The organism is Patulibacter sp., assembly GCF_030655195.1.
Classification (GTDB): domain Bacteria; phylum Actinomycetota; class Thermoleophilia; order Solirubrobacterales; family Solirubrobacteraceae; genus Patulibacter.
The window spans coordinates 38,892-59,934 of record NZ_JAURWA010000014.1; the positions used below are offsets into that span (position 1 = coordinate 38,892).

A 21,043-nucleotide genomic window follows, 5' to 3' on the forward strand; every position below is an offset into this window, starting at 1 on the left:
CGCGGCCGTGTGCCGCGCGCGTGTCAGAGGCCCCGCGTGGCGGGGGTCCTCGGATAAGCGCCGGACGGCGCGTGGCGCCCGCGGGCCGGGCTCCGGGCGACGCGGAGTAGCCGTGGCGGCGGGGCGACGCCGCGGGGTGGGGCGACCGACCGGGCGCGTGCGCCGGGTCCGGGTCGAGGTGTGCTGCGGGCGGCGGCGGATGGGAGTCCTACGAGGGGAGCAGGCCGAGGTCGGCCAGCACCGCGCGGATCTGGGCGCGCTCGTCGTCGTCGGCCTCGACCATCGGCAGGCGCAGGCCACCGACCGGCCGGCCGACGAGGTCGAGCGCGGCCTTGATCGGGATCGGGTTCGTGGTCACGCCCATGACCCGGTTCAGCGGCGTCAGCCACGCGTCGATCTCGGCGCGTCGCTCGGGCGAGGCGGAGACCATCTCCTGCAGCTGCGGCCCGACGAGGTGCGACGCGACGCAGATGCCGCCGGCTCCGCCGAGGTCGAGGACGCGGGCCAGCAGGTCGTCGTTGCCGGCGTAGAGGTCCAGGCCGTCGACGAGCGCGACGTTGGCGTTGTTGGCCTGCTTCACCGCGTCGACGTGCTCGATCTGGGCGAGCTCGGCGAGGAGCTCGTTGTCGAGGTCCAGCGTCGAGCGCGACGGGATGTTGTAGAGCACGATCGGCTTGTCGGTCGCCGCGGCGACCGTCCGGTAGTGCTGCACGATGCCGCGGCGGTTGGGGCGGTTGTAGTACCCGACGACGTTCAGGGTGCCGTCGGCGCCCAGCTCGGTCGCCCGCTCCGTCAGGTGGACGGACTCGCGGGTGTCGTTGCCGCCCGCGTTGGCGATGATCGTGGTGCCCGCGGGCTTCTCGCGGATCGCGAGCTCGACCAGGGCCAGGTGCTCCTCGACGGAGAGCGTCGAGCCCTCCCCGGTGGTGCCGGCGACGACGAAGCCGTCCGACCCGTCGGCGGCCAGGTGGTGGAGCAGCGAGACGAACGCGTCCTCGTCGACGGCGAAGTCGTCGGCGAAGGGCGTCACGACGGCCGTGATGATCGTCCCGAGGGCGGACACGCCCCGAATCCTCCCAGAGCGGGGCTTTCGCTGCGGCGCGGCGCGTCCCGCGGCGCCGGCCGTCGCCGCACCGCCCGGCGTGTCCGCGGCGGGACGCGCTCCGGGGTCCGCGGCGCCCATCGTTCGTGCCGCGTTCGTCACGGGGGCGTGCGGGAGCCGGTCGGTCGACGGACCGGACCGGGTCGCCCGATACCGTCCGTGCGTGCCCGGAGGACCGGACGAGCTGACGCTCGAGATCGAGGTCGTGAACGTCCGCTACCGCAGCGACGACGGGCAGTTCGCCGTGCTCGACGCCGTCCCGTCCGGCGAGGACGCGGTGCCCGGCGGCCACGAGGTCGTCGTGGGCCCGGTCGGGCACCTGGGCGAGGGCGACGTCGTCCGCGCCACGGGCCGGCGTACGCAGCACCCCAAGCACGGGGAGCGGTTCCAGGTCCGGGCGCTCCTGAGCGTCGAGCCCGGCGACGACGAGGCGGTCTCCCGCGTGCTCCAGCGCGTCCCGGGCGTCGGCCCGCGCGCCGCCGAGGCGCTGATCGAGCGGTTCGGCGACGAGCTGCTCGGCCGGCTGGAGGAGAACCCCAGGGACGTCCTGCGCCGCGTGAAGGGTCTGACGGGCGAGAAGCTGGCCGAGGCGGTCGAGGCGTGGCGCGCGGAGGCGGGGCCGCGCGCCGTGCGGCTGCTGCTCGAGCGCCACGGCCTCGACGCGGCGACCATCGGCCGCGTGATCCGGGCGCTGGGCGACGAGCCCGACGTCGGGCTGCTGAAGTCCGACCCGTACCGGCTGACCTCCCGGTCGGGCATCGGCTTCCCGACCGCCGACGCCATCGCGATCGCGCTGGGCGAGGACCCCGGCAGCGAGGAGCGCCGGCGCGCGGCCATCGTCCACGCGCTGGCCCGTGCGGAGGACGACGGGCACTGCCACCTCCCCCACGACGAGGCCGTCTCGCGCACGACGCGCCTGCTGGCCGGGCGCGACGTGCCGTGGTCGGCGGTCGACGCGCTGGTCCCGGCGGTCACGACCGCCCTGCAGGGCCTGATCGCCGACCACGCCGTCGTGGACCGCGACGGACGCGTCGCGACCCTCGAGCTCGACGAGGCCGAGGCGCTGCTGGCCGAGATCGTCGCCCGCATGACCACCGACGTCCCGACGCTCGACGTCGAGGTCGACGACGACCCGCCGACGGAGGCCGCCCCCGCCGAGCGCCTCGCGGTGGGCTCGGGCTCCGCCCCCGCACCGGCCGGTGGTCCCGTGGCCGAGGCCGAGCGCCGCGCGTCGGCCGATCCCCTCCCGTCGGCGGAGCAGTGGGAGGCGGTGCGGCTGGCGTGCGCGCACCGGCTCTCGATCCTCACCGGCGGACCGGGCACCGGCAAGACGCAGACGATGCGCGCGCTCGTGCGGGTGCTGAAGGACGCCGGGCGGTCGGTCCTGCTCTGCGCGCCCACCGGGAAGGCGGCGCGGCGCCTGTCGGACGCCACGGGCGCCCAGGCCACGACGATCCACCGGCTCCTCGGCTTCGTGCCGGGCGACGGGTTCCAGCACGACGAGGACGACCCGATCCCCGACGGCGGCATGCTCGTGGTCGACGAGGCGTCGATGCTGCCGCTGGATCTCGCCGTCGCGCTGCTGCGCGCGGTCGGCCCGCGGACCCACGTCCTGCTGGTGGGCGACGTCGACCAGCTCGCACCGGTCGGCCCGGGCCGCGTGCTGCAGGACCTCCTGGAGTCCGGGGTCGTGCCCGCCGTGCGCCTGACCCGGATCTTCCGTCAGGCCGAGCGGTCGCTCATCGTGCGCTCCGCCCACGCGATGAACCACGGGCAGCCGCCGATCACGCAGCCGGGACCCGACGACGTCCGCGACTTCTTCTTCATCGACCGCGCGGACGCGCTGACCGCGGCCGACGAGATCGTCTCGCTGGCGACCGCGCGCCTGCCCGCCCACTACGCGGTCTCCGCCGTGGGCGGCGTGCAGGTCCTCGCGCCCCAGCGTCGCGGTGCCTGCGGCGTGGAGGCGCTGAACGCCCGGATGCGCGAGATCCTCAACCCCGGCGGCCGACAGGCCAAGGGCAGCGCCCTGCGCGAGGGCGATCGCGTGATGCAGACCCGCAACGACCACGAGTCCGAGGTCATGAACGGCGAGCTGGGCATGCTCGTCCGGGTCGACGGCGACGACGCGCTGCTGCAGATGGACGACGGCCGGACGATCCGCCTGCCCGTCGTCCGTCTGGACACCTGGGAGCTCGCCTACGCGTGCACGGTCCACAAGGCACAGGGGTCGAGCATCCCCGTCGCCGTGGTGCCGGTCCTCACCGAGCACCGGCACATGCTGACCCGCAACCTCCTCTACACGGCGGTCACCCGCGCGGAGAAGGCCTGCGTGATGGTCGGCGACCGGGCGGCGGTCCGTCAGGCACTGGGCCGGGTCGACGGGGCGACGCGCTACACCGCGCTGCCGGCCCGGATCCGCGACGCGCTCGGCGACGCCGTCGGCTGAGGCGCGGTCAGGCGAGCTCGCGACGCAGGACGACGAGCTCGAGGTCGTCGCGCCGGGGGCGCCCGTAGCGCTCGTCGCCGTAGGGGAACGGCTGCGTCCGGCCGGTCGGCGCATAGCCGCGGCGCTCGTACCAGGCGATCAGCTCGGTGCGCTGCCGGATCACCGACAGGTGCAGCGCCGAGGCGTCCCACCGGTCCCGGACGTAGCGCTCGGCGCCGGCGAGGACCGCGGCGCCGGTCCCCCGGCCCTGGGCCTCGGGACGGACGGCGAACATCCCCAGGGCGGCGCCGTCGTCCGACACGCCGACGGCGCAGCAGGCCGTGGGGCGGGTCGGCTCGCCGACGACGAGCACGGCGTCCCGGACGCTCACCATCAGGTCGGCGACGAGACCGGGCGTCGTCCGCCCACCGTCGAGCAGGTCGGCCTCCGTCGTCCAGCCCGTGCGGCTCGGGGCGCCGCGGTAGGCGTCCTGGACCAGCTGCAGGACGCCGGGCAGCGCGGTGATGCCGGCGAAGCGGACGTCCGCGGCGCTCACAGCTCGCGGCTCCAGGCGAGGGTCCCGCCGACGCCGGGCTCCGCGTCGGGCTCGCGCTCCCAGCCGCGGTGCTCGAGGAACCGCGCCGCCCACCAGTTGCCCTCGTGCAGCCGGGTCCTGGCGGTCTGCGCGGCGCGTCCGCCGCGGACGGCGCGCAGGGCGTCCTCGGCGTGCGCGAGCAGGGCGGTGCCGACGCCGCAGTTCTGCGCGATCGGGTGGACGACGAGGTGGGTCAGGACGCCGTCGGCGACCTCGACGTCGTACGGCCCCCGGGGGATCAGCCACCAGGCCATCCCGATCAGGCGGTCCCCCTCGGTCACGACGACGCCGAGCTCGTCGCCGGTGGCCCGGTCGCGGTCCGGCCGCAGCCGCCCGGCCCACTCCGCCCGCAGGTCGTCGAGCTCCATCAGCGCGACCCGCCGCGGCTCCAGCTCGGCGTAGGCGTGATGGGCGACCGCGAGGACGACCCCGGCGATCGTGTCGGCGTCCTCCGGGGTGGCGGGGCGCAGCTCCACGGGCGTCAGTCCTCGAAGAGCAGCCGGTCGAGGCCCACGGTCGGGGAGCGCTGCAGACCGGCCACGCGGCGGACGGCGAGGACGACGCCCGGCATGAACGACGAGCGGTCGAGGGAGTCGTGCCGGATCGTCAGGGTCTCGCCGAGGCCCCCGAGGATGACCTCCTGGTGGGCGACCAGGCCGGGCAGGCGCACGGAGTGGATGGGCGGCGCGACGCCGGTCGCGGCCTCCATCTGCCGGGCGGTGTGGGCGGCGGTGCCCGAGGGGGCGTCGAGCTTCTTGTCGTGGTGCAGCTCGATGATCTCCGCCTTCTGCATGTGCCGGGCGGCCTCCGTCGCGAAGCGCATCATCAGGACCGCGCCGATGGCGAAGTTCGGGCCGAAGAAGACGTTGGCGCCGGTCTTCCCCTCGAGCGCGGCGAGGTCCCACCCCGACGTGCCGATCACGACGTGGACGCCGGCCGCGAGGCACTGCAGGGCGTTGTCGACGACCTGGTCGGGGTGCGTGAAGTCCACGACGACGTCGGCGTCGGGCAGCACGTCCGCGAGCGTCGTGTCGAGGCCCGGGTCGGCGCGCCCCGTGAGGACCAGTCCGTCGGCGGCCTCCACCGCGTCGCAGACCGTGCTGCCCATGCGACCGGCGGCCCCGGCCACCGCGACGCGGATCTCGCTGCTCATCGGGTCATCGTCGCACGGCGGATCGGCCGGGCGGCGTGCGCGTGCCGTGGCGGGGCGTCCGCCCTCGCCTCCCTGATTGACTCCCGCCATCTCCGGGCGACCGATCATCCCGATCCTCCGGCGCCTCGCCGCCGTCTCCTGGCCCACGCGGGTCGCGGCGCTCGTCGCGCTCGTCGTGGCCGGGGTCGGTGCGCTGGGTCCGGTCCGCCCGGTCGGTGCGGCCGCGGTGGCGGTCCTCGTCGGCCTCGCCGGCCACGGGCTGATCGGCTCGGCGACCGGGCGCCTGCCGTGGGCGACCCGGACGGGCGTCGCCGTCGGCGCCGGTGCGCTCGTCGCCGTGGTCCCGCTGCTGGGGCTGGCGGACGCCGGGTGGTTCGGGCCCCTCGGCGTGGCCGCCGTCGGCGTGCTGCTCGTGCTCTGCGCGGCGTCCGGGCCCGGGCGCTCCCGCCGGGTCGGCGCGCTGCCCGTCGTGCTGCTCGCGCTCGCCGGCGCGGGGGCCGCCGTCCTCCCGGCCTACGCGTTCGACGTCGGGGGCCGCGACGCCGGCTTCTACGTGATGACCTCGGAGCACCTGCGCGCCGACGGCGGGCTCGACCTGTCGCTGGACCGGGACGTCCGCGACGGGCTGCGCGACCAGGCGCCGACCCTGGGCGTCGACGACGAGAAGCCGCTCCCCGGGTTCTTCGTCCGGGGCACCGACGCCGGCGGGACCACGAGCGTCGTGCCGCACGGCTACCACCTGACGCCCGCCGCGATGGCCGGCGGGGCGACGGTCACCGGTGGCGGAGGGCAGTGGGTGATCACGCTGCTGGGCGGCGTCCTGGTGCTCCTGGCCGCGGGGGTCGCGGCGCTGCTGGTGCGCCCCGGACTGCGGACGGTCGCGACCGTGGCCGCCGCGCTGCTCCTGGCCGGCAACGCGGCGCTGATCTACTTCTCGCGCTACCCGATGACGGAGGTGCCCTCGGGCGTGGTCCTCCTGACCGCCGGACTCGCCGCCGCGGCCGCCCTGCGCGGCGCAGGGCCGCGGGTGGCGATCCTCGCCGGCGCCGCCCTGGGCACCGCGCCGCTCGTGCGCCCCGACGCCTGGCCCCTCCTGGTGGTCGCCCCCGTCGCGGCGCTGCTCCTGCACGGCGCGGGCGGGCGGCGGCTCTCGCGGGCGTTCGCCGCGGGCCTCGTGCCGCTGGTCGTCCTGGCGGCCCTGCGCGCCCTGACCGCGTCGCGCGGCTACACCCTCGAGACGATCGGCTACGTCCTGGGCGGGGTCTCCCCCACCGTCGTCGTGCTCGGGCTCGCGATCCTCGCCGGTGGTCTCTGCACCGCCGTCGTCCTGCTGCCCGAGGCACCGCTCCGCCGGGCGGGAGCCCGGCTCGGCGCCACCGCGGACGACGCGCGCGTGCGCCGCGTCCTGGCCGCCCTGGTGGTGCTCGGGGCCGTCGTGCTCGCCGTGCACCCGCCCGCCCTGGGCCTCGAGATCTTCCGCGAGTACGCGACGCGACCGGGCGTCCTGCTCGCCGGAGCCGGCGTCGCCGGCCTGCTGCTCGCCCCGACGGAGGCCCGCCGCCGGATCCCCCCGCTCCTCCCCCTGCTCGCGCTGGCGGTCGTCGCCCTGGGGCTCGTCGCCCGCGACCCGCAGGTCCTGGTGCCCGACCAGTACTGGACCGCACGCCGGTACCTGCCCGTCGCGCTGCCCGTCACCGCGGCGCTGGCGGGTCTCGCGGTCGCGCTGGCCTGGGGCGCCCGTCGCCGTGGTCGCGGCGGACTCGCCGTCGCCGTGCTGGCCCCGCTCCTGGCCGCGCTCGCGCTGGCGGGGTCGCTCTCGGACGCCCGGCAGGCGCTGACCGTCACCGAGTTCGACGGCGTGCCGCAGCAGGTGGACCGCATCGACGCGCTGATCACCGGCGAGGACCCGCTGGTCCTGATGGGCCCCGGGTATGCCGCCTGGGGCGTCCTCGGTCCCGCGCTCGAGCTGCGCCAGGGCCGCGACGTGGTGATGCTGCGCGCCGCGCGGGACGACGGCGCACAGCGGACCGCGACCCTGGACGACCCGCGCTTCTCGCGGTGGCTCGGCGCCGTCGCCCGTCGTCGGCCGGTCTACCTCGTCACGGCGAACGTGCCGCCGTTCGGCATCGCGTCGAACGCCGCGGACGTCCGCCCGGAGACCGTCGGCAGCCTCCCCCTCGCGATCACGCAGATCGACCAGCGGGTCGGCGGGCCGCCGACCTCGCACGCCACGCAGACCGACCAGATCGCGGTCTACCGGCTCGCGCCGGGCACCGGGCGCTGAGCCCGGCCCGGCGCCGCCGGCACCGCCCGGCCCTCAGGCGCCCGGCAGGTGCCCGGCGACCGGGGCCAGCGCCGCCCGGAAGGCGTCCTCGTCCGGCCCCACGCCCGCGGCCGAGAGGCCGGCCGGGGCGTAGAGGTCGGCAGCGAGGGCGCGGACGTCCTCGGCCGTCACCGCGTCGATCCGCTCGGCGACCTCGTGCGGGGTCCGCAGCTCGAGGTCGTGCAGGACCGACCGACCCAGCACGTGCATCCGCGCCTGCGTGGACTCGAGGCCCAGGAGCAGACGGGCGCGCGCGTTCTGCTTCGCCCGGGTCAGCTCGGTGTCGTCGACGAGCTCGCTCGAGATGCGGGCCAGCTCCGCCGCGACGATCTGCAGCGCCTCGGCGAGGTTCTCCGCCCGCGTCCCCAGGTAGACGCCGGCCATGCCGCCGCCCTTGTGCTGGTCGTCGAAGGACGCCACGGCGTAGGCCAGCCCGCGATCCTCGCGGACCGCGCGGAACAGGCGCGACGACGGCGTGCCGCCGAGGATCGTGTCGAGCACGCGCAGCGCGTAGCGCCGCTCGTCGCCCATCCCGGGACCGCGACCGGCGATCGCGATCTGGACCTGCTCGGTGTCGCGCCGGCGGAAGATGACCCGCGGCGTGGTCGCCGGAGCGGAGCCCGGATCGTTCGTGTCCTCCGGGCGCCCGGTGCCGGGGTCGGCCGGTACGGCGGTCGCCGCGGCCAGCTCGCAGAGCCGGTCGTGGTCGACCGCGCCGGCGGCCGCGACGACGATGCGGCCGGGCCGGTAGCGCCCGGCGTAGAAGTCGCGCAGCGTGTCCCCGTCGGTGCCCGAGACGACCTCGGGGGTCCCGATGACCGGGCGCCCGAGGGCGTGCGGCCCGAAGACGGCCGTCGGCAGCAGCTCGAAGACGAGCTCCTCCGGGTCGTCGTCGATCATCGAGATCTCCTCGAGCACGATCTTGCGCTCGAGGGCCAGGTCCGCGTCCTGCAGGAGCGGGGCCGCGACCATCTCGCCGAGCATCGGGAACGCGCCCGGCAGCTCGTCGGCGAGGACGCGCGCGACCACCGCGGTCTCGTCGCGGCTGGTCGCCGCGTTGAGGTCGCCGCCCAGAGCGTCGAAGCGCTGGTCGACCTCGGTCGAGGTGAACGACCGCGTCCCCCGGAACAGCATGTGCTCCAGCAGGTGCGCGCGGCCGGCCTCCTCGTCCCGCTCGTGGCGGGCACCCGTGCCGACCCACACGCCGACGGCCACGGACAGCGCCGAGCCGATCGACTCGGAGACGACCGTCACCCCCGACGGCAGCCGCGTGATGCGCTGCTCGTCGGAGGTGGTGTGGGACGACGGGGTGGCGATGGGACTAGTCCCGGCCGCCGGAGCGCTCGCGACGACGACGCGGGGGCCGGTCGCCGCCCTCGCCGCCGCCACCGCTCTCGCCGTCGCGGTCGCGACGGGGCGGGCGTCCGCCACCGTCGCCGTCACGGCGCGGCGGACGGTCGCCGCCGCCACCGCCGCCGCGCGGGCCGCCGGACTTCTTCAGGTCCTTCAGCTCCTCGGCGGTCTTGCCGGCGATCTCGGGGTCGTCCGAGAGGCGCAGGCCGACGCGGCCGCGCTCGCGGTCCAGCTCGGCGACGCGCACCTTGATGACGTCGCCCTGCGAGAGGACCTCCTCGACCGTGTCGACGCGCTTGCCCGGCGAGACGTTCGAGATGTGCAGCAGGCCGTCGGTGCCTTTGATGAGCTCGACGAAGGCGCCGAACGTCGTCGTCTTGACGACCTTGCCGTCGAACTCGTCGCCGAGCGCCACGTCGCGGGTCATCGAGTTGATGCGCTCGATCAGGGCGTCGCCCTTGGCGCCCGAGGACGAGTAGACGTTGATCGTGCCGTCGTCGGAGATGTCGATCTGGGCCTCGAACTCCTCCTGGAGCCCGCGGATCGTCTCGCCGCCCTTGCCGATGATCATGCCGATCTTCTCGGTGTCGATCTTCGTCGAGAGGATGCGCGGCGCGTAGAGCGAGAGCTCGGCGTTCGGGCCGTCGATGACGGCCTTCATCTTGCCGAGGATCTCGAGGCGCGCGTCCTTGGCCTGGGCCAGGGCGTCGCGCAGGATCTCGAACGTGACGCCCGTGATCTTGATGTCCATCTGGAGGGCGGTGATGCCCTCCTCGGTGCCCGCGACCTTGAAGTCCATGTCGCCGAGGTGGTCCTCGACGCCGGCGATGTCGGTGAGGACGATGTAGTCGTCGCCCTCCTTGATCAGGCCCATGGCGATGCCGGCCACCGGGGCGGTGATCGGCACGCCGGCCTGCATCAGCGACAGCGACGAGCCGCAGACGGACGCCATCGAGGAGGAGCCGTTGGACTCGAGGATGTCCGACACGACGCGGATCGTGTACGGGAAGTCCTCGATCGACGGGACGACCGGCACGAGCGCCCGCTCGGCCAGGGCGCCGTGACCGATGTCACGACGCTTCGGGCCGCCCAGGCGGCCCGCCTCGCCGACGGAGAACGGCGGGAAGTTGTAGTGGTGCCAGTAGTAGCGGTTGGTCTCGAGACCGAGGGTGTCCAGCCGCATCTCCTCCTTCAGCGTGCCGAGGGAGACGACGGACAGCGCCTGCGTCTGACCACGGGTGAAGAGGGCCGAGCCGTGCGTGCGCGGGGCGGTGCCGGTCTCGATCGTGATCTTGCGGATCTCGGTGGCCTCGCGGCCGTCCGGGCGCACCTTCTGGACCGCGATGCGGTCGCGGATGGCGGCCTTCTCGAGCGCGTCGACGACGGCCTTGACGGCCTTCTTGTGCTCCGCGTCGTCGTCCTCGGTGACGTTCGCGTCGTAGGCGGCCTGCTTGGCGGCGTCGGTCTCGTCCTCGCGGTCGAGCTTGTCGACGACCTGCGTGGCCTTCTCGATCTTCTTGCCGTGGGACTTCTTGATCTTCGCCAGGAGCTTCGCGTCGATCGAGGGGCCCTCGTGCGGCGTCTTCTCCTTGCCGACGAGCTTGCGCAGCTCGAGCTGGGCCTCGACGAGCTTCTTGATCGCGTCGTGCGCGATGTCCAGCGCGTCGAGGATCTCGGCCTCGGGGATGACGTTGGCGCCGGCCTCGACCATGAGGATCGCGTCGGCGGTGCCGGCGACGATGAGGTCGAGATCGCTCTCGCCGTCCTCCAGCAGGGAGGCCTCGGGCGGGTTGACGACGATGGTGCCGTCGATCTTGCCGATGCGCACGGCACCGATCGGCTCGGGCAGCGGGATCGAGGAGATCGTCAGCGCGGCGGAGGCGCCGTTCATCGCGAGGATGTCGTACGGGTGCTCGTGGTCGACCGAGATCGGCATCGCGACGACCTGCGTCTCGTAGCGCCAGTTCTTCGGCAGCAGCGGCCGGATCGGCCGGTCGATCATGCGGGCGGTCAGCGTCGCCTTCTCGCCGGCGCGGCCCTCGCGCTTGAAGAAGGAGCCGGGGATCTTGCCCGCGGCGTAGGACCGCTCCTCGACGTCCACCGTCAGCGGCAGGAAGTCGAAGTCCTTGATGCGGCCGGTGGAGGCGGTGCAGAGGACGATGGTGTCGCCCTGCCGCACGGTGACCGCGCCGGAAGCCTGCTTGGCGAGCTTGCCGGTCTCGAAGGTGATCTCCTTGCCGGAGATCTCCACGGTGACCGTCGTCACGTCGTCGTGACTCATATGTGTTCCTCGTCCGCGCGCCCCATCGGATCGGGCGCGCTGTCTTGATTCTCGTCGTTCCGAACGGAGCGAGCCTAACGGAACCCGTCGACGTGCAGGGGTGATGCCGATCGACCTGTGGTCCTCCCCCGCCGGGCCCCGGATACGATCGCCGTCCGTGTCGCGCCGCCCGTCCGTCCGCCCGCTGTCCTTCCACGCGGTCGCCGCCGTCCTCGCGGTCCTCGTCCTCGCCGCCTCGGCGGTGCTCGCCGTCGCCCGGCCCGCCGGGGCGTGCGCCTGCGGCATCGCGTACGGCTCGAAGGTCGGTACGGAGCGGGCGTTGCTGTCGCTGCAGGACGGGCGCGAGGAGATCGTCCTGGGCCTCGACCTCGCGGCCCCCGACGAGACCTCCTCCTCGGCGGCCCGCCGGCCGGCCGTGCTGCTGCCCACCCCCTCCACGCCGACCGTCACGCCGCTGGCCGAGGACCAGGCGACGGTCTTCTCCGCGCTCGAGCTGGCCACGCGCCCGGTCCGGACCCCCGCCGGGGACGACGGCGACGGTGCGGTCGCCGCGGCGCCGCGGTCCGGCGTGTCCGTCCTCTCCCGCGAGCGGATCGGCGGCTACGACGTGACCCGTCTGCGGGCCGGCGACGCGGGCGAGCTGCGCGCGTGGCTGAACCGCGGCGGCTACGCCACCCCCGCCGCCGCGGAGCCGATCCTGGCCGACTACGTCCGTCGCGACTGGGCCTTCGTCGCGATCCGCCTGGCGGATCCGGTCCGGGGCGAGCAGAGCACCCTGAGCCCGCTGCGCATCTCGTTCGCGAGCGAGCGTCTCGTCTACCCCCTGCGCCTGAGCTCCGTCTCCGAGCGGCCCGTCGACGTCCAGCTGTACGTGGCCGGCGAGCACCGCGTCCTGGCGACGGGCTTCAACACGTTCTACGCCGGCACCGTCGCCGCGCTGGATCCCGCGCTCCCGGCGGCGGTCCGCCGCGTGGTGCGCGGTCGCTACCTGACCCGCCTGGGCATCGCGAGCGACGACCCGGCGGCGATCAGGAGCGACGTCTTCTTCCGCCAGGGCGCGAGCGACCGGCTCTTCCGGGCGTCGGACGACTACCCCTTCGAGACCGTGCAGAACTTCGCGCTGGGGCCGCTGCCGAAGGACCTGCCGGGTCAGGGCGACGACGCTCCGCTGAGCGACCCGCCGGGTGGCGCGGCGTGGCTGCTGCTCTTCCCCGCCGTCGCCCTGTCGGTGTTCCTCGTCTTCGTGGTGCTGCGGCTGCGGGAGCGGTTCATCCACCGCGCCTGAACGGCCGGAGGTCCGCCGCGCGTCGGGGCGCGGCGGACCCGACCCCCCGGGGTGACTACGGCCCGACGTAGGTGGCTGCGAAGTGGACCGTGCTCTGGGATGCCGCGATGTCCACGGACGCGCCTGAGTTCTGGCCGACCGAGCTGTAGATCCGCTGACCGGCGTTGAGGCGGACCAGCGTGCTCACGTTCTGTGGCGTGGGCCCGTCGGGGTTGGGGACCGTGACGCTCTGAGCCAGGATCCCGGGTGTCGGGCCCGTGACGCCGGCCGGGTTGGAGTTGGGGCCGCTGACCGCGAGGGTCCGGACACCGACGGCGGCCGCGGGCGTCGTCTGCGCCCAGCGCGTCCCGGCGGCGACGAGGTACGTGCCGCTCTTCGGGATCGTGAGGTAGCCCGCGCTCGGGACGCCCTCGAACAGGACCGCGGACGTGGGGTCGTAGAAGCTGCCCACGTCGTAGCTCTCGCTCGTGTAGGAGACCGGGTTGGTGGCCGCGCCCGGGCACGTCGTGGCCGGGGCGTTGATCGTGCAGGTCGGCACGGGGAACGCCGGGGCCGCGGCGCCCGCGGCGCCGGCGCCCTGGCGGATCACGCGGACGCTGAGCGACTCCGCGTTGCCGGCGGGCCCCTGGACCCCGGGCTCGCCCTGCTCGCCGGTCGCGCCCTTCTCCCCCGCGGGGCCCTGCGGTCCCGCCGTGCCGACGGCACCCACGGCACCGGTCGCCCCGGCGGGGCCGGTCGCGCCGACGGCGCCCGCGGCACCGGTGGAGCCGGCCTTGCCGGCGGGGAGCTGGCCCTTCTTGAAGTCCTTGGCGGTCAGCGAGCCGTTGCGGACCTTCGCGGAGGTGACCGCGTTCGCGCGGATCTGGGTGGCGCCGACGCTGTTGCGTGGGATCGCGACCGCGGCGTAGGAGGTGCCGCCGAGCGCGACGAACAGCGCGGCGAGGGCGAGGTGGTGTGAGCGCAGGTAGCGCAGGAGTGTCTTCATGGCGCCGCCGATCTTAGGGCACCCGCCATTAGGGTGCCCTTTGGTTAGGCAACCCCAACGAATAGACGCCGTCGACCGGGCCGTACACCCACCACGGGGCCGGCCCGCGGCCCCGGTGAGGATCTCGAACGCCCGGCGACCCGCGGTCCCGCCCGCCGCCACCGCCCGGCGCGGACCGCGGGCGTCGGGGCGATCAGGCCCGGGCCAGCAGGGCGTCGATCCACGCGGCGTCGGGGATCCCGTGCTCGATCGCGCCGTCGCCGACCAGGATCGCCGGGGTGCCGACCGCCCCGGCGCCCAGGCCGGCGGCGAGGTCGGCGGCGATGACGTCCGCCGCGGCGTCGTCCCGGCGATCGCGATCGAATCGCGCGACGTCGAGGCCGAGGCGACGGGCGAGCTCCCAGAGGTCCGGGTCCTCGGTCCGGCCCGGGTCGCCCACGAGGGCGTCGAGCACGGGCCAGAAGGCGTCCTGCCGCCCCGCGGCCTCCAACGCCCCGGCGAGCGCCCGCGGGCGCGGACCGCGCGCCCGGAGGACGAGGTGGCGCCAGGTCAGCCGGACGGGCGCGGCGCGCAGCCGCAGCACCGCCTGCTGGCACCGCGGGCACGTGGCGTCCCCGTAGAGCAGCACGGCCGGGCCGTCCGGCGGTCCCGCGACGTGCGGCCCGGCAGCCGGCGACTGATCGTCGGCGGGCATCGCCCGGGTGCTCAGGCGCCGACGGCGGCCAGACCCTCGCGGACCTTGTCGACGCCCGGCAGCTCGCCCGGGTTCGACGCCAGGTGGCTCCACGCCACCGTGCCGTCGGGGCCGACGACGATCAGCGCGCGGTTGGTCATGCCGGCGGGCTCGAAGTAGGCGCCGAGCGCCTTGGACGCCTCGCCCTTGGGCTCGAAGTCGGAGAGCTGACCGATCGTGACGCCGAGCTTCTCCTTGAAGGCGATCTGCGAGAACGACGCGTCCGTCGAGACCGCATACATGACGGCGTTCTGCTGCGCGAGCTCGGGGAGGAGCTCCTCGTACACCTGCAGCTGGTCGGTGCAGACCGGCGAGAAGGCGAAGGGATAGAAGACGAGCACGGTCGTCCGGCCCTTCAGGTCCTCCTGGGTGAAGTCGCTGCCGTCCTCGTTCCCGAGCTTGAGCTGGGGGACGGCGGTGCCCGCGGAGATGATCGACATGCCGCGATCCTACGCACCGCGGTGGCGGCCCCGGGGTCCCCGTCGGGAACGCCCGTCGATCGGATGCTCCGGAACGACGACGACCGGCCAGGGGCCGGTCGCGAGGTGCTGCGGGAGCCGCGCCGGAGCGCGGTCCGGGCTACTTGCGCAGCCCGAGCTCCTTGATCAGGGCGCGGTAGCCGTCGAGGTCGTTGCGGCGCATGTAGTCGAGGAGGCGACGGCGCTGACCGACGAGCATGAGGAGGCCACGACGCGAGTGGTGGTCCTTCTGGTGCGCGCGGAGGTGGCCCGTGAGGTCGTTGATCCGCTCGGTGAGGAGAGCGACCTGGACGCTCGTCGAACCCGTGTCCGTCTCCGTCGCGCCGAAACGGGCGACGATCTCCTGCTTGCGTTCCTGCGTGAGCGACGTCATTCGACCGGAGAAACTAGCAGGAGCACCTGCACAGCCGCGTCCCGGCCCGTCGCCCGGCCCGCGGGGACCGGACGGCCCGGCGCCGCCGCGCGGACCTCAGACGGCCGCGAGGCGACGGGTGTCGTCGACGTCGCGGCCCATCTGCTCCAGCAGCGCCTCGACGCCGTCGAAGCGCTCCTCGCCGCGCAGGCGCTCGACGAACTCCAGCTCGAGCTGCTGCCCGTAGAGGTCGCCGGAGAAGTCCAGGAGGTACGCCTCGACGAGCACGCCGAGCGTCGTCTCGAACTGCGGGCGGATGCCGATGGAGACCGCGGCGGAGCGCACCGACCCGTCCTGCAGCCGCGCCCGGCACGCGTAGACGCCGTGGGCGGGCAGCGCGTGGCCCACGGGCGGCACGAGGTTGGCCGTGGGGTAGCCGAGCTCCCGCCCGCGCTTCTCGCCGTGCTCCACCGGGCCCGACACCGCGAAGGGCGACCCGAGGAGCTCGGCGGCCTCGCCGACCGCGCCGCGCGCGACCAGCTCGCGGATGCGGGTCGAGCTGACGCTGTCGCCGTCGCGCCGCAGGACCGGCACCACGACGGTCTCGAAGCGCTCGTCGGCCTGCAGCAGCGCCGGGGTGCCGCGGGCGTCCCGGCCGAAGCGGAAGTTCTCGCCGACCCGGACGCACCGGGCACCCAGGCGGTCGACGAGGACCTCCTGCACGAAGGTCGCGGCGTCCTGCGTGGCGACCTGGGCGTCGAACGGCACGAGCACGAGCTCCTCGACGCCCAGCTCGCCGGCCAGGAGGGCGCGGCGGGCCATCGTCGTCAGCTGCGGGGGGACGCGCCCCGGGGCCAGGACCGCCATCGGGTGCGGGTCGAACGTGACGACCGTGTCGGCGTCGGCGATCACCTCGCGGTGCCCGAGGTGCACGCCGTCGAAGGTGCCCAGGGCGATGGTCCGCGTGCGCGGGAGGACGTCCGCCAGGGGCGTGATGCGCGCGGTCACGGACGGAAGCCTACGACGGGATGGATCCGGCCGTCCGGCTCCCGGCGCCCGATGGCGATCGCCTCCCCGGCGTGGCACAGCCCGACCTCGTCGACGGCCGGTGCGTCGGGCAGCTCCAGCCGCTGGCCGAACCCCGCGCGACGGGCCTGGTCGGCGTCCAGCTCGACCGTCGGCAGGACGCTGCGGAGCAGGTCGTGCAGGGGCAGCAGGCGCCAGTCGGCGCGGTCCACGTCGGGCTGCTGGGCCCGGTCCACGGAGTACGCGCCGATCGACGTGCGCCGCAGCTCGAGGCAGTAGGCGTCGCCGAGGTCGGCCACCAGCGTGCGCACGTACGTCCCCGACGAGCACGAGATCCGGAAGCGCGCCCGATCCCCGTCGCGCCACAGCTGCTCGTACTCGTGGACCTGCACCTCGCGCTCGGGCACGACGACCTCCTCGCCGCGACGGGCGCGCTTGTACGCGCGCTCCCCGTCGACGCGGATCGCGGAATAGGCGGGCGGGGTCTGGCGCACCAGGCCCGTCGGCAGCGACGGCGGGTCCGGGGGGATCCGGCCGGTCTCGACGATCTCGCCCTCGGGGTCGCCGGTGGTCGACGTCGCCCCGAGCCGCGCGAGCGTCTCGTAGGTCTTGTCCTGGCCCATCAGGTGGTGCTGCAGACGGGTGGCCCGCCCGACCAGGACGATCAGCAGCCCGGTCGCGAAGGGATCCAGCGTGCCCGTGTGCCCGACGCGCCCGGCGCGGCGTCCGCCGAGCGTCCGCCGGACGCGCTGGACGACGTCGTGGCTGGTCACGCCCGCCGGCTTGTCGATCAGCAGCGCGCCGTCGGGGAACGTCTCCGGGGTCGACGGTCCGCTCCCGGCCCCGCGTCCCGGGTCGGCGTGGGCGGGCGTCGACGGCGCGGGTGGCCGACCGGCGGGGCCGGTCACCGCAGCTCGCGGAGGTGGGCGCTGAGGAACTGCACGAGCTCCTCCTCCCCCAGGTCCGTCGTGAAGCCGGCCGCCTGCGGATGGCCCCCGCCCCCGCCGGCCCGGGCGATCGACGAGACGTCGAGCCCGGTCCCGGTCGAGCGCAGCGAGACCTTCGTCCGCACGACGCCGTCCGCGTCGTCGCCGGGCCCGACGACGACCTCGCGGGCGACGGCCGCCACACGGGTGCCCGCGACCGTGCGGAGGTGGTCGATGATGCCTTCGGAATCGGTGTCCTCTGCGCCGGTGGAGTCGTAGTCCTCGCGCCGCAGGAGCGAGAACGTCAGCTGCCCGTCCTCCTCGCGGCGGGTCCGCTCGAGCGCCCGGCCGAGCAGGGCCAGCTTGGCCCACGGGGCGCCCTCGTAGAGGGTGCGGTAGACCGCGAAGCTGTCGACGCCCAGGCCGATCAGGTCGGCGGCCATGCGGTGGGCGCGCTCGCTCGTGTTCTCCCACATGAACTGACCGGTGTCGGTGACCAGCCCGACGTAGAGCGCCTTCGCGGTGTCCAGGTCGATGGGCACCTGCAGCTCGCGGAGCAGGTCCCAGAGGATCTCGACCGTCGAGGACGCCTCGGAGTCCACCAGGTCGACGTCGCCGAAGCGGGTGTTGTCGTGGTGGTGGTCGACGTTGAGGATCCGCGCGGCGTCCGTGCGGATCGGTCCGACGGGCATGCGGTCCAGCGTCCCGCAGTCGAGGAAGAGCGCGGTGCGCTCGCCGATGTCCTCGGGGATCCCGGTGACGAGGTCGACGGTGGCCAGGCCCTTGTACTCGCGCGACAGCGGCAGGTCGCTCGGAGCGACCACCGCCACGACGTCCTTGCCCATCGCCTGCAGCATGCGCGTGGCCGCGACGAGCGACCCGATGGCGTCACCGTCCGGGTGCTCGTGGGTGACCGTGACGAAGCGCTCCTCGGAGCGCAGGTACTCGAGGACCGCCCGACGTGCGTCGCGTGCGACGTCGGCGGTGCTCATCGAGCAGCGTCGTCCTTCGCGGCCGCTTCCTCTTCGTCGTCCTCGGTCTCCACCGCGGGCGGCGGCGGGTCGTCGAGGATCTCCTGGATCCGCATGGCGCGGTCGATCGTCTCGTCCAGCTCGAACTTCAGCACGGGCGTGTGCTTCAGCCCGAGCTCCTGCCCGACCCGCCGCTGGAGGAAGCCGACGGCCGAGCGCAGCCCGTCCACGGTCTCCTCCGGCGCGGCGGCGTCGTCGCCGATGCTGAGCACCGAGACGAGCACCGTCGCGTGGCTGAGGTCGGTGCTCGTCCGCACGCCGGTGATGGTGGCGAACCCGATCCGCGGGTCCTTCAGCTCGCCGCGCTGGAGCACGTCGGCCAGGACCTCGCGGACGGACTCGTCCACCCGCCGCATGCGATCGGGCTTCACTACTTCAGCTCGCGATCGACGCGACGCTTCTCGTAGACCTCGATGATGTCGCCCTCGCGCACCTGCTCGAAGTCGCGGAGCACGATGCCGCACTCGTAGCCGGTCGCGACCTCGCGGGCGTCCTCGTTGAACCGCTTGAGCGACTCGATCTTCGTCGTCGCGATCGTCTCGCCGTCGCGCAGGACGCGGGCGAGGGCGTTGCGCTTGACGCGCCCGTCCGTGATGTACGAGCCGGCGATGGTGCCGACCTTCGACGCCCGGAAGATCGCGCGGACCTCGGCGGTGCCGACGGTCTCCTCGACCTCGTCCTTGTCGAGCATCCCCTCCATGACGTCGCGGAGATCCTCGAGCGCCCGGTAGATGATGTCGTAGGTGCGGATCTCGACGCCCTCGTGGTCCGCCACGCGGCGGGCGTTGCCGACGGTGTCGGTGTTGAAGCCGATGATCACCGCCTGCGAGGCCGCGGCGAGCATGACGTCGGACTCGGTGATGCCACCGACGCCCGACAGCACGATGTCGACGAAGACCTCGCTCTGCGGGAGCTTCGAGATCTCGTCCTCGAACGCCTCGAGCGAGCCGGCGACGTCGGCCTTGAGGACCAGCTGCAGGCCCTTCTGGTCGTCCGACGCGACGGAGCGCTTGAAGACGTCCTCGAGCGAGAACTTGCGACCCGAGCGGCGCGCGATGGCCTCGGCCTTGAGGCGCGTCTCGCGCTCCTCGGCCTTGACGCGGGCGGCCTTCTCGTTCTCGACGACCATCGCCAGGTCACCGGCGTTGGGCACGCCGTTGAACCCGAGGACGAGCACCGGGTCACCGACGCCCGCGACCTCGATCCGCTCGCCGGTGTAGTCGATGAGCGCGCGGACCTTGCCCCACTGGGCGCCGGAGACGATCGCGTCGCCGATCTCGAGCGTGCCGCGCTGGATCAGCACGGTCGCGACCGGACCGCGGCCGATGTCCAGCTTGGCCTCGACGACCACGCCGGAGGCCATGGTGTCGGGGTTGGCGCTGAGCTCCTGGATCTCCGCCACGACGCCGATGACGTCGAGCAGGTCCTCCAGGCCGTCGCCGGTCTTCGCGGACACGTCGACGAACTCGACGTCGCCGCCCCACTCGGCCGGGTTCAGGCCGATCGTCGCCATCTCGGTGCGCACGCGCACCGGGTCGGCGCCGGGCTTGTCGATCTTGTTGACCGCGACGATGATCGGCACGTCGGCCGCGCGGGCGTGGTCGATGGCCTCCTGCGTCTGCGGCTTCACGCCGTCGTCCGCCGCCACCACGATGACCGCGATGTCGGTGAGACGGGCACCGCGGGCACGCATGGCGGTGAACGCCGCGTGGCCCGGGGTGTCGAGGAACGTGATCGTGTCCTCGCCGTGGTGCACCTGGTAGGCGCCGATGTGCTGGGTGATGCCGCCGGCCTCGCCCGAGGCCACCTCGGCCTCGCGCAGCTTGTCCAGCAGCGACGTCTTGCCGTGGTCGACGTGACCCATGATCGTGACGACCGGGGGACGCTGGACCAGCTCGGCCTCGGAGTCGTCGAAGACCGGGGCCTCGTCCTCCTCGTCGCTGGCCTTGACGATGACGATCTCGCGCTCGAACTCGCCGGCGAGCAGCTCGATCGTGTCGTCCGACAGCGTCTGCGTGAGCGTCGCCATCTCGCCCATGAGCATGAGCTTCTTGATCATCTCGGGGATCGGGACGCCGAGGTACTCGGCGACGTCCTTCACCGTCGAGCCGGAGTTGATGCGCGGGACGTCGACCGTGCGACCCTGCTCGCCGCGGTTCAGCGGGGCCAGGGCCTCCTCGATCGACTGGCGGCGACGACGCCGGCGCGGACGCCGGTTCGGGGGACCGCCACCGACGCCCGGGCGACGCGGGCCGCCCGGCTGGTCGATGACCACGCGGCGCTTGCCCGGACCGCCGGCACCGGCGGCCTTCGGACGCGCGGCCGAGGGGTCGGGCAGCGAGATGATCTTCGGGCCCGCGCCGGCGGACGGCTTCTCGCCCAGGGTCGGGGGACCCTTGGGGAGGGCGGGCTTCTTGGCGCGGAGGTCCTTCAGCTCGGGAGCCGGCGTGGGCTCCTTCGTCGGCCGCTTGGGCAGACGACGGACGAGCCCGGGGGGCGCCGCGCCGCGGTTGGAGCCGGGACCGCTGGCGGGCTCGGGGAGCCGCGCCGACGGACGGGCGATGGGCTGGGGAGCGGGACGCTCGCCCTGGGGCTGCGGGCGCTGCGGACGACCCTGGCCCTGACCGGGACCGCCCGGACGCTGGCCGGGGCCACCGGGACGCTGGGGTCCACCGGCACCGCCGGGACGACCACCCTGCTGGGGACGGCCCTGACCGGGACCACCCGGACGCTGCGGGGCACCGGGGCGCTGGCCGCCGGGACCGGCGGGGCGCTGACCGCCGCCCTGCTGCGGACGCTGCGGGGTGCGCTGACCGGCACCCGACGGAGCGGCGGGGCGCTGCGGCTGGGCCGGCGGGGCGGGCTTGGGCTTCGGGGCGGCCGGGGCCGCGGTCGCGATGACGCGCGGGCCGGCACCGGGGGTCAGGCCACCGGGGGCCCGACGCGGCGGCTCCTGGCGCGGGGCCGGACGGGTCGGCGTGCCCGCGGCGG

Annotated in this window: 18 protein-coding genes; 3 read left to right on the top strand and 15 right to left on the bottom strand. The window is 74.6% G+C overall.

The annotated features are described in order from the left end of the window. Positions 1-208: 208 nt before the first annotated feature. Positions 209-1,063, bottom strand: coding sequence for a 4-hydroxy-tetrahydrodipicolinate synthase (gene dapA, locus Q7T67_RS01535; protein WP_304785566.1), 855 nt, complete (start codon positions 1,061-1,063; stop codon positions 209-211). A 202-nt stretch (positions 1,064-1,265) separates the two neighbouring features. Here dapA and Q7T67_RS01540 point away from each other — a divergent pair, with 202 nt between their 5' ends. Continuing rightward, positions 1,266-3,551, top strand: a complete 2,286-nt coding sequence (locus Q7T67_RS01540; RefSeq protein ID WP_304785567.1) for an AAA family ATPase — start codon at positions 1,266-1,268, stop codon at positions 3,549-3,551. Positions 3,552-3,558: 7 nt separating this feature from the next. Here the strand turns inward: Q7T67_RS01540 and Q7T67_RS01545 are convergent, their stop codons facing one another. The 3 genes from Q7T67_RS01545 to Q7T67_RS01555 are packed head-to-tail and all read right to left on the bottom strand — an operon-like array spanning position 3,559 to position 5,278. Then, positions 3,559-4,086, bottom strand: coding sequence for a GNAT family N-acetyltransferase (locus tag Q7T67_RS01545; protein WP_304785568.1), 528 nt, complete (start codon positions 4,084-4,086; stop codon positions 3,559-3,561). Next, on the bottom strand, positions 4,083-4,601 hold the full coding sequence (locus Q7T67_RS01550) for a GNAT family N-acetyltransferase (protein ID WP_304785569.1): 519 nt from the start codon (positions 4,599-4,601) through the stop codon (positions 4,083-4,085). The genes Q7T67_RS01545 and Q7T67_RS01550 overlap by 4 nt, the downstream gene beginning before the upstream one ends. Before the next feature lie 5 nt (positions 4,602-4,606). Continuing rightward, on the bottom strand, positions 4,607-5,278 hold the full coding sequence (locus tag Q7T67_RS01555) for a 4-hydroxy-tetrahydrodipicolinate reductase (RefSeq protein ID WP_304785570.1): 672 nt from the start codon (positions 5,276-5,278) through the stop codon (positions 4,607-4,609). 76 nt (positions 5,279-5,354) lie between these two features. Between Q7T67_RS01555 and Q7T67_RS01560 the strand changes: the two genes are divergently transcribed. After that, positions 5,355-7,562 (top strand): hypothetical protein, encoded by a 2,208-nt coding sequence (locus tag Q7T67_RS01560; RefSeq protein WP_304785571.1) that lies wholly within the window; start codon positions 5,355-5,357, stop codon positions 7,560-7,562. A 33-nt stretch (positions 7,563-7,595) separates the two neighbouring features. Here the strand turns inward: Q7T67_RS01560 and Q7T67_RS01565 are convergent, their stop codons facing one another. Together Q7T67_RS01565 and Q7T67_RS01570 are read right to left on the bottom strand one after the other, a co-directional pair. Continuing rightward, positions 7,596-8,855 (bottom strand): pitrilysin family protein, encoded by a 1,260-nt coding sequence (locus Q7T67_RS01565; protein WP_304785572.1) that lies wholly within the window; start codon positions 8,853-8,855, stop codon positions 7,596-7,598. Between the two features lie 67 nt (positions 8,856-8,922). Next, positions 8,923-11,235, bottom strand: a complete 2,313-nt coding sequence (locus tag Q7T67_RS01570; RefSeq protein WP_304785573.1) for a polyribonucleotide nucleotidyltransferase — start codon at positions 11,233-11,235, stop codon at positions 8,923-8,925. 157 nt (positions 11,236-11,392) lie between these two features. Between Q7T67_RS01570 and Q7T67_RS01575 the strand changes: the two genes are divergently transcribed. Next, entirely contained in the window at positions 11,393-12,520 is a 1,128-nt protein-coding gene (locus tag Q7T67_RS01575; protein WP_304785574.1) for a DUF2330 domain-containing protein, read from the top strand. A gap of 55 nt (positions 12,521-12,575) precedes the next feature. Here the strand turns inward: Q7T67_RS01575 and Q7T67_RS01580 are convergent, their stop codons facing one another. The 9 genes from Q7T67_RS01580 to infB form a co-directional block, all read right to left on the bottom strand. Continuing rightward, positions 12,576-13,505, bottom strand: coding sequence for a hypothetical protein (locus Q7T67_RS01580; protein ID WP_304785575.1), 930 nt, complete (start codon positions 13,503-13,505; stop codon positions 12,576-12,578). Positions 13,506-13,698: 193 nt separating this feature from the next. After that, positions 13,699-14,199, bottom strand: coding sequence for a DsbA family protein (locus Q7T67_RS01585; protein ID WP_304785576.1), 501 nt, complete (start codon positions 14,197-14,199; stop codon positions 13,699-13,701). 11 nt (positions 14,200-14,210) lie between these two features. Further along, positions 14,211-14,678 carry a redoxin domain-containing protein gene (locus Q7T67_RS01590; protein ID WP_304785577.1) on the bottom strand — a complete coding sequence of 156 codons (468 nt, stop codon included), beginning with the start codon at positions 14,676-14,678 and terminating at the stop codon, positions 14,211-14,213. Between the two features lie 139 nt (positions 14,679-14,817). After that, entirely contained in the window at positions 14,818-15,090 is a 273-nt protein-coding gene (gene rpsO / locus Q7T67_RS01595) for a 30S ribosomal protein S15 (protein ID WP_304785578.1), read from the bottom strand. A gap of 96 nt (positions 15,091-15,186) precedes the next feature. Next, positions 15,187-16,077, bottom strand: coding sequence for a bifunctional riboflavin kinase/FAD synthetase (locus Q7T67_RS01600; protein ID WP_304785579.1), 891 nt, complete (start codon positions 16,075-16,077; stop codon positions 15,187-15,189). Then, positions 16,074-17,003, bottom strand: coding sequence for a tRNA pseudouridine(55) synthase TruB (gene truB, locus Q7T67_RS01605; RefSeq protein ID WP_304785580.1), 930 nt, complete (start codon positions 17,001-17,003; stop codon positions 16,074-16,076). Before truB ends, Q7T67_RS01600 begins: the two co-directional genes overlap by 4 nt. Then, positions 17,000-18,013, bottom strand: a complete 1,014-nt coding sequence (locus Q7T67_RS01610) for a bifunctional oligoribonuclease/PAP phosphatase NrnA (RefSeq protein ID WP_304785581.1) — start codon at positions 18,011-18,013, stop codon at positions 17,000-17,002. Before Q7T67_RS01610 ends, truB begins: the two co-directional genes overlap by 4 nt. Beyond that, complete coding sequence (gene rbfA / locus Q7T67_RS01615; RefSeq protein ID WP_304785582.1) at positions 18,010-18,408, bottom strand: 30S ribosome-binding factor RbfA; 399 nt, start codon at positions 18,406-18,408, stop codon at positions 18,010-18,012. The genes Q7T67_RS01610 and rbfA overlap by 4 nt, the downstream gene beginning before the upstream one ends. Before the next feature lie 14 nt (positions 18,409-18,422). Beyond that, the coding region (gene infB, locus Q7T67_RS01620) for a translation initiation factor IF-2 (protein ID WP_304785583.1) at positions 18,423-21,043 on the bottom strand (2,621 nt) is incomplete at its 5' end.

Coding starts and splice junctions, on each gene's coding strand:
- Q7T67_RS01570 (WP_304785573.1), bottom strand. CDS start 11,235: ATGAGTCACGACGACGTGACGACGGTCACCGTGGAGATCTCCGGCAAG.
- rpsO (WP_304785578.1), bottom strand. CDS start 15,090: ATGACGTCGCTCACGCAGGAACGCAAGCAGGAGATCGTCGCCCGTTTC.
- Q7T67_RS01585 (WP_304785576.1), bottom strand. CDS start 14,199: ATGCCCGCCGACGATCAGTCGCCGGCTGCCGGGCCGCACGTCGCGGGA.
- rbfA (WP_304785582.1), bottom strand. CDS start 18,408: ATGCGGCGGGTGGACGAGTCCGTCCGCGAGGTCCTGGCCGACGTGCTC.
- Q7T67_RS01580 (WP_304785575.1), bottom strand. CDS start 13,505: ATGAAGACACTCCTGCGCTACCTGCGCTCACACCACCTCGCCCTCGCC.
- Q7T67_RS01590 (WP_304785577.1), bottom strand. CDS start 14,678: ATGTCGATCATCTCCGCGGGCACCGCCGTCCCCCAGCTCAAGCTCGGG.
- Q7T67_RS01610 (WP_304785581.1), bottom strand. CDS start 18,013: ATGAGCACCGCCGACGTCGCACGCGACGCACGTCGGGCGGTCCTCGAG.
- Q7T67_RS01555 (WP_304785570.1), bottom strand. CDS start 5,278: ATGAGCAGCGAGATCCGCGTCGCGGTGGCCGGGGCCGCCGGTCGCATG.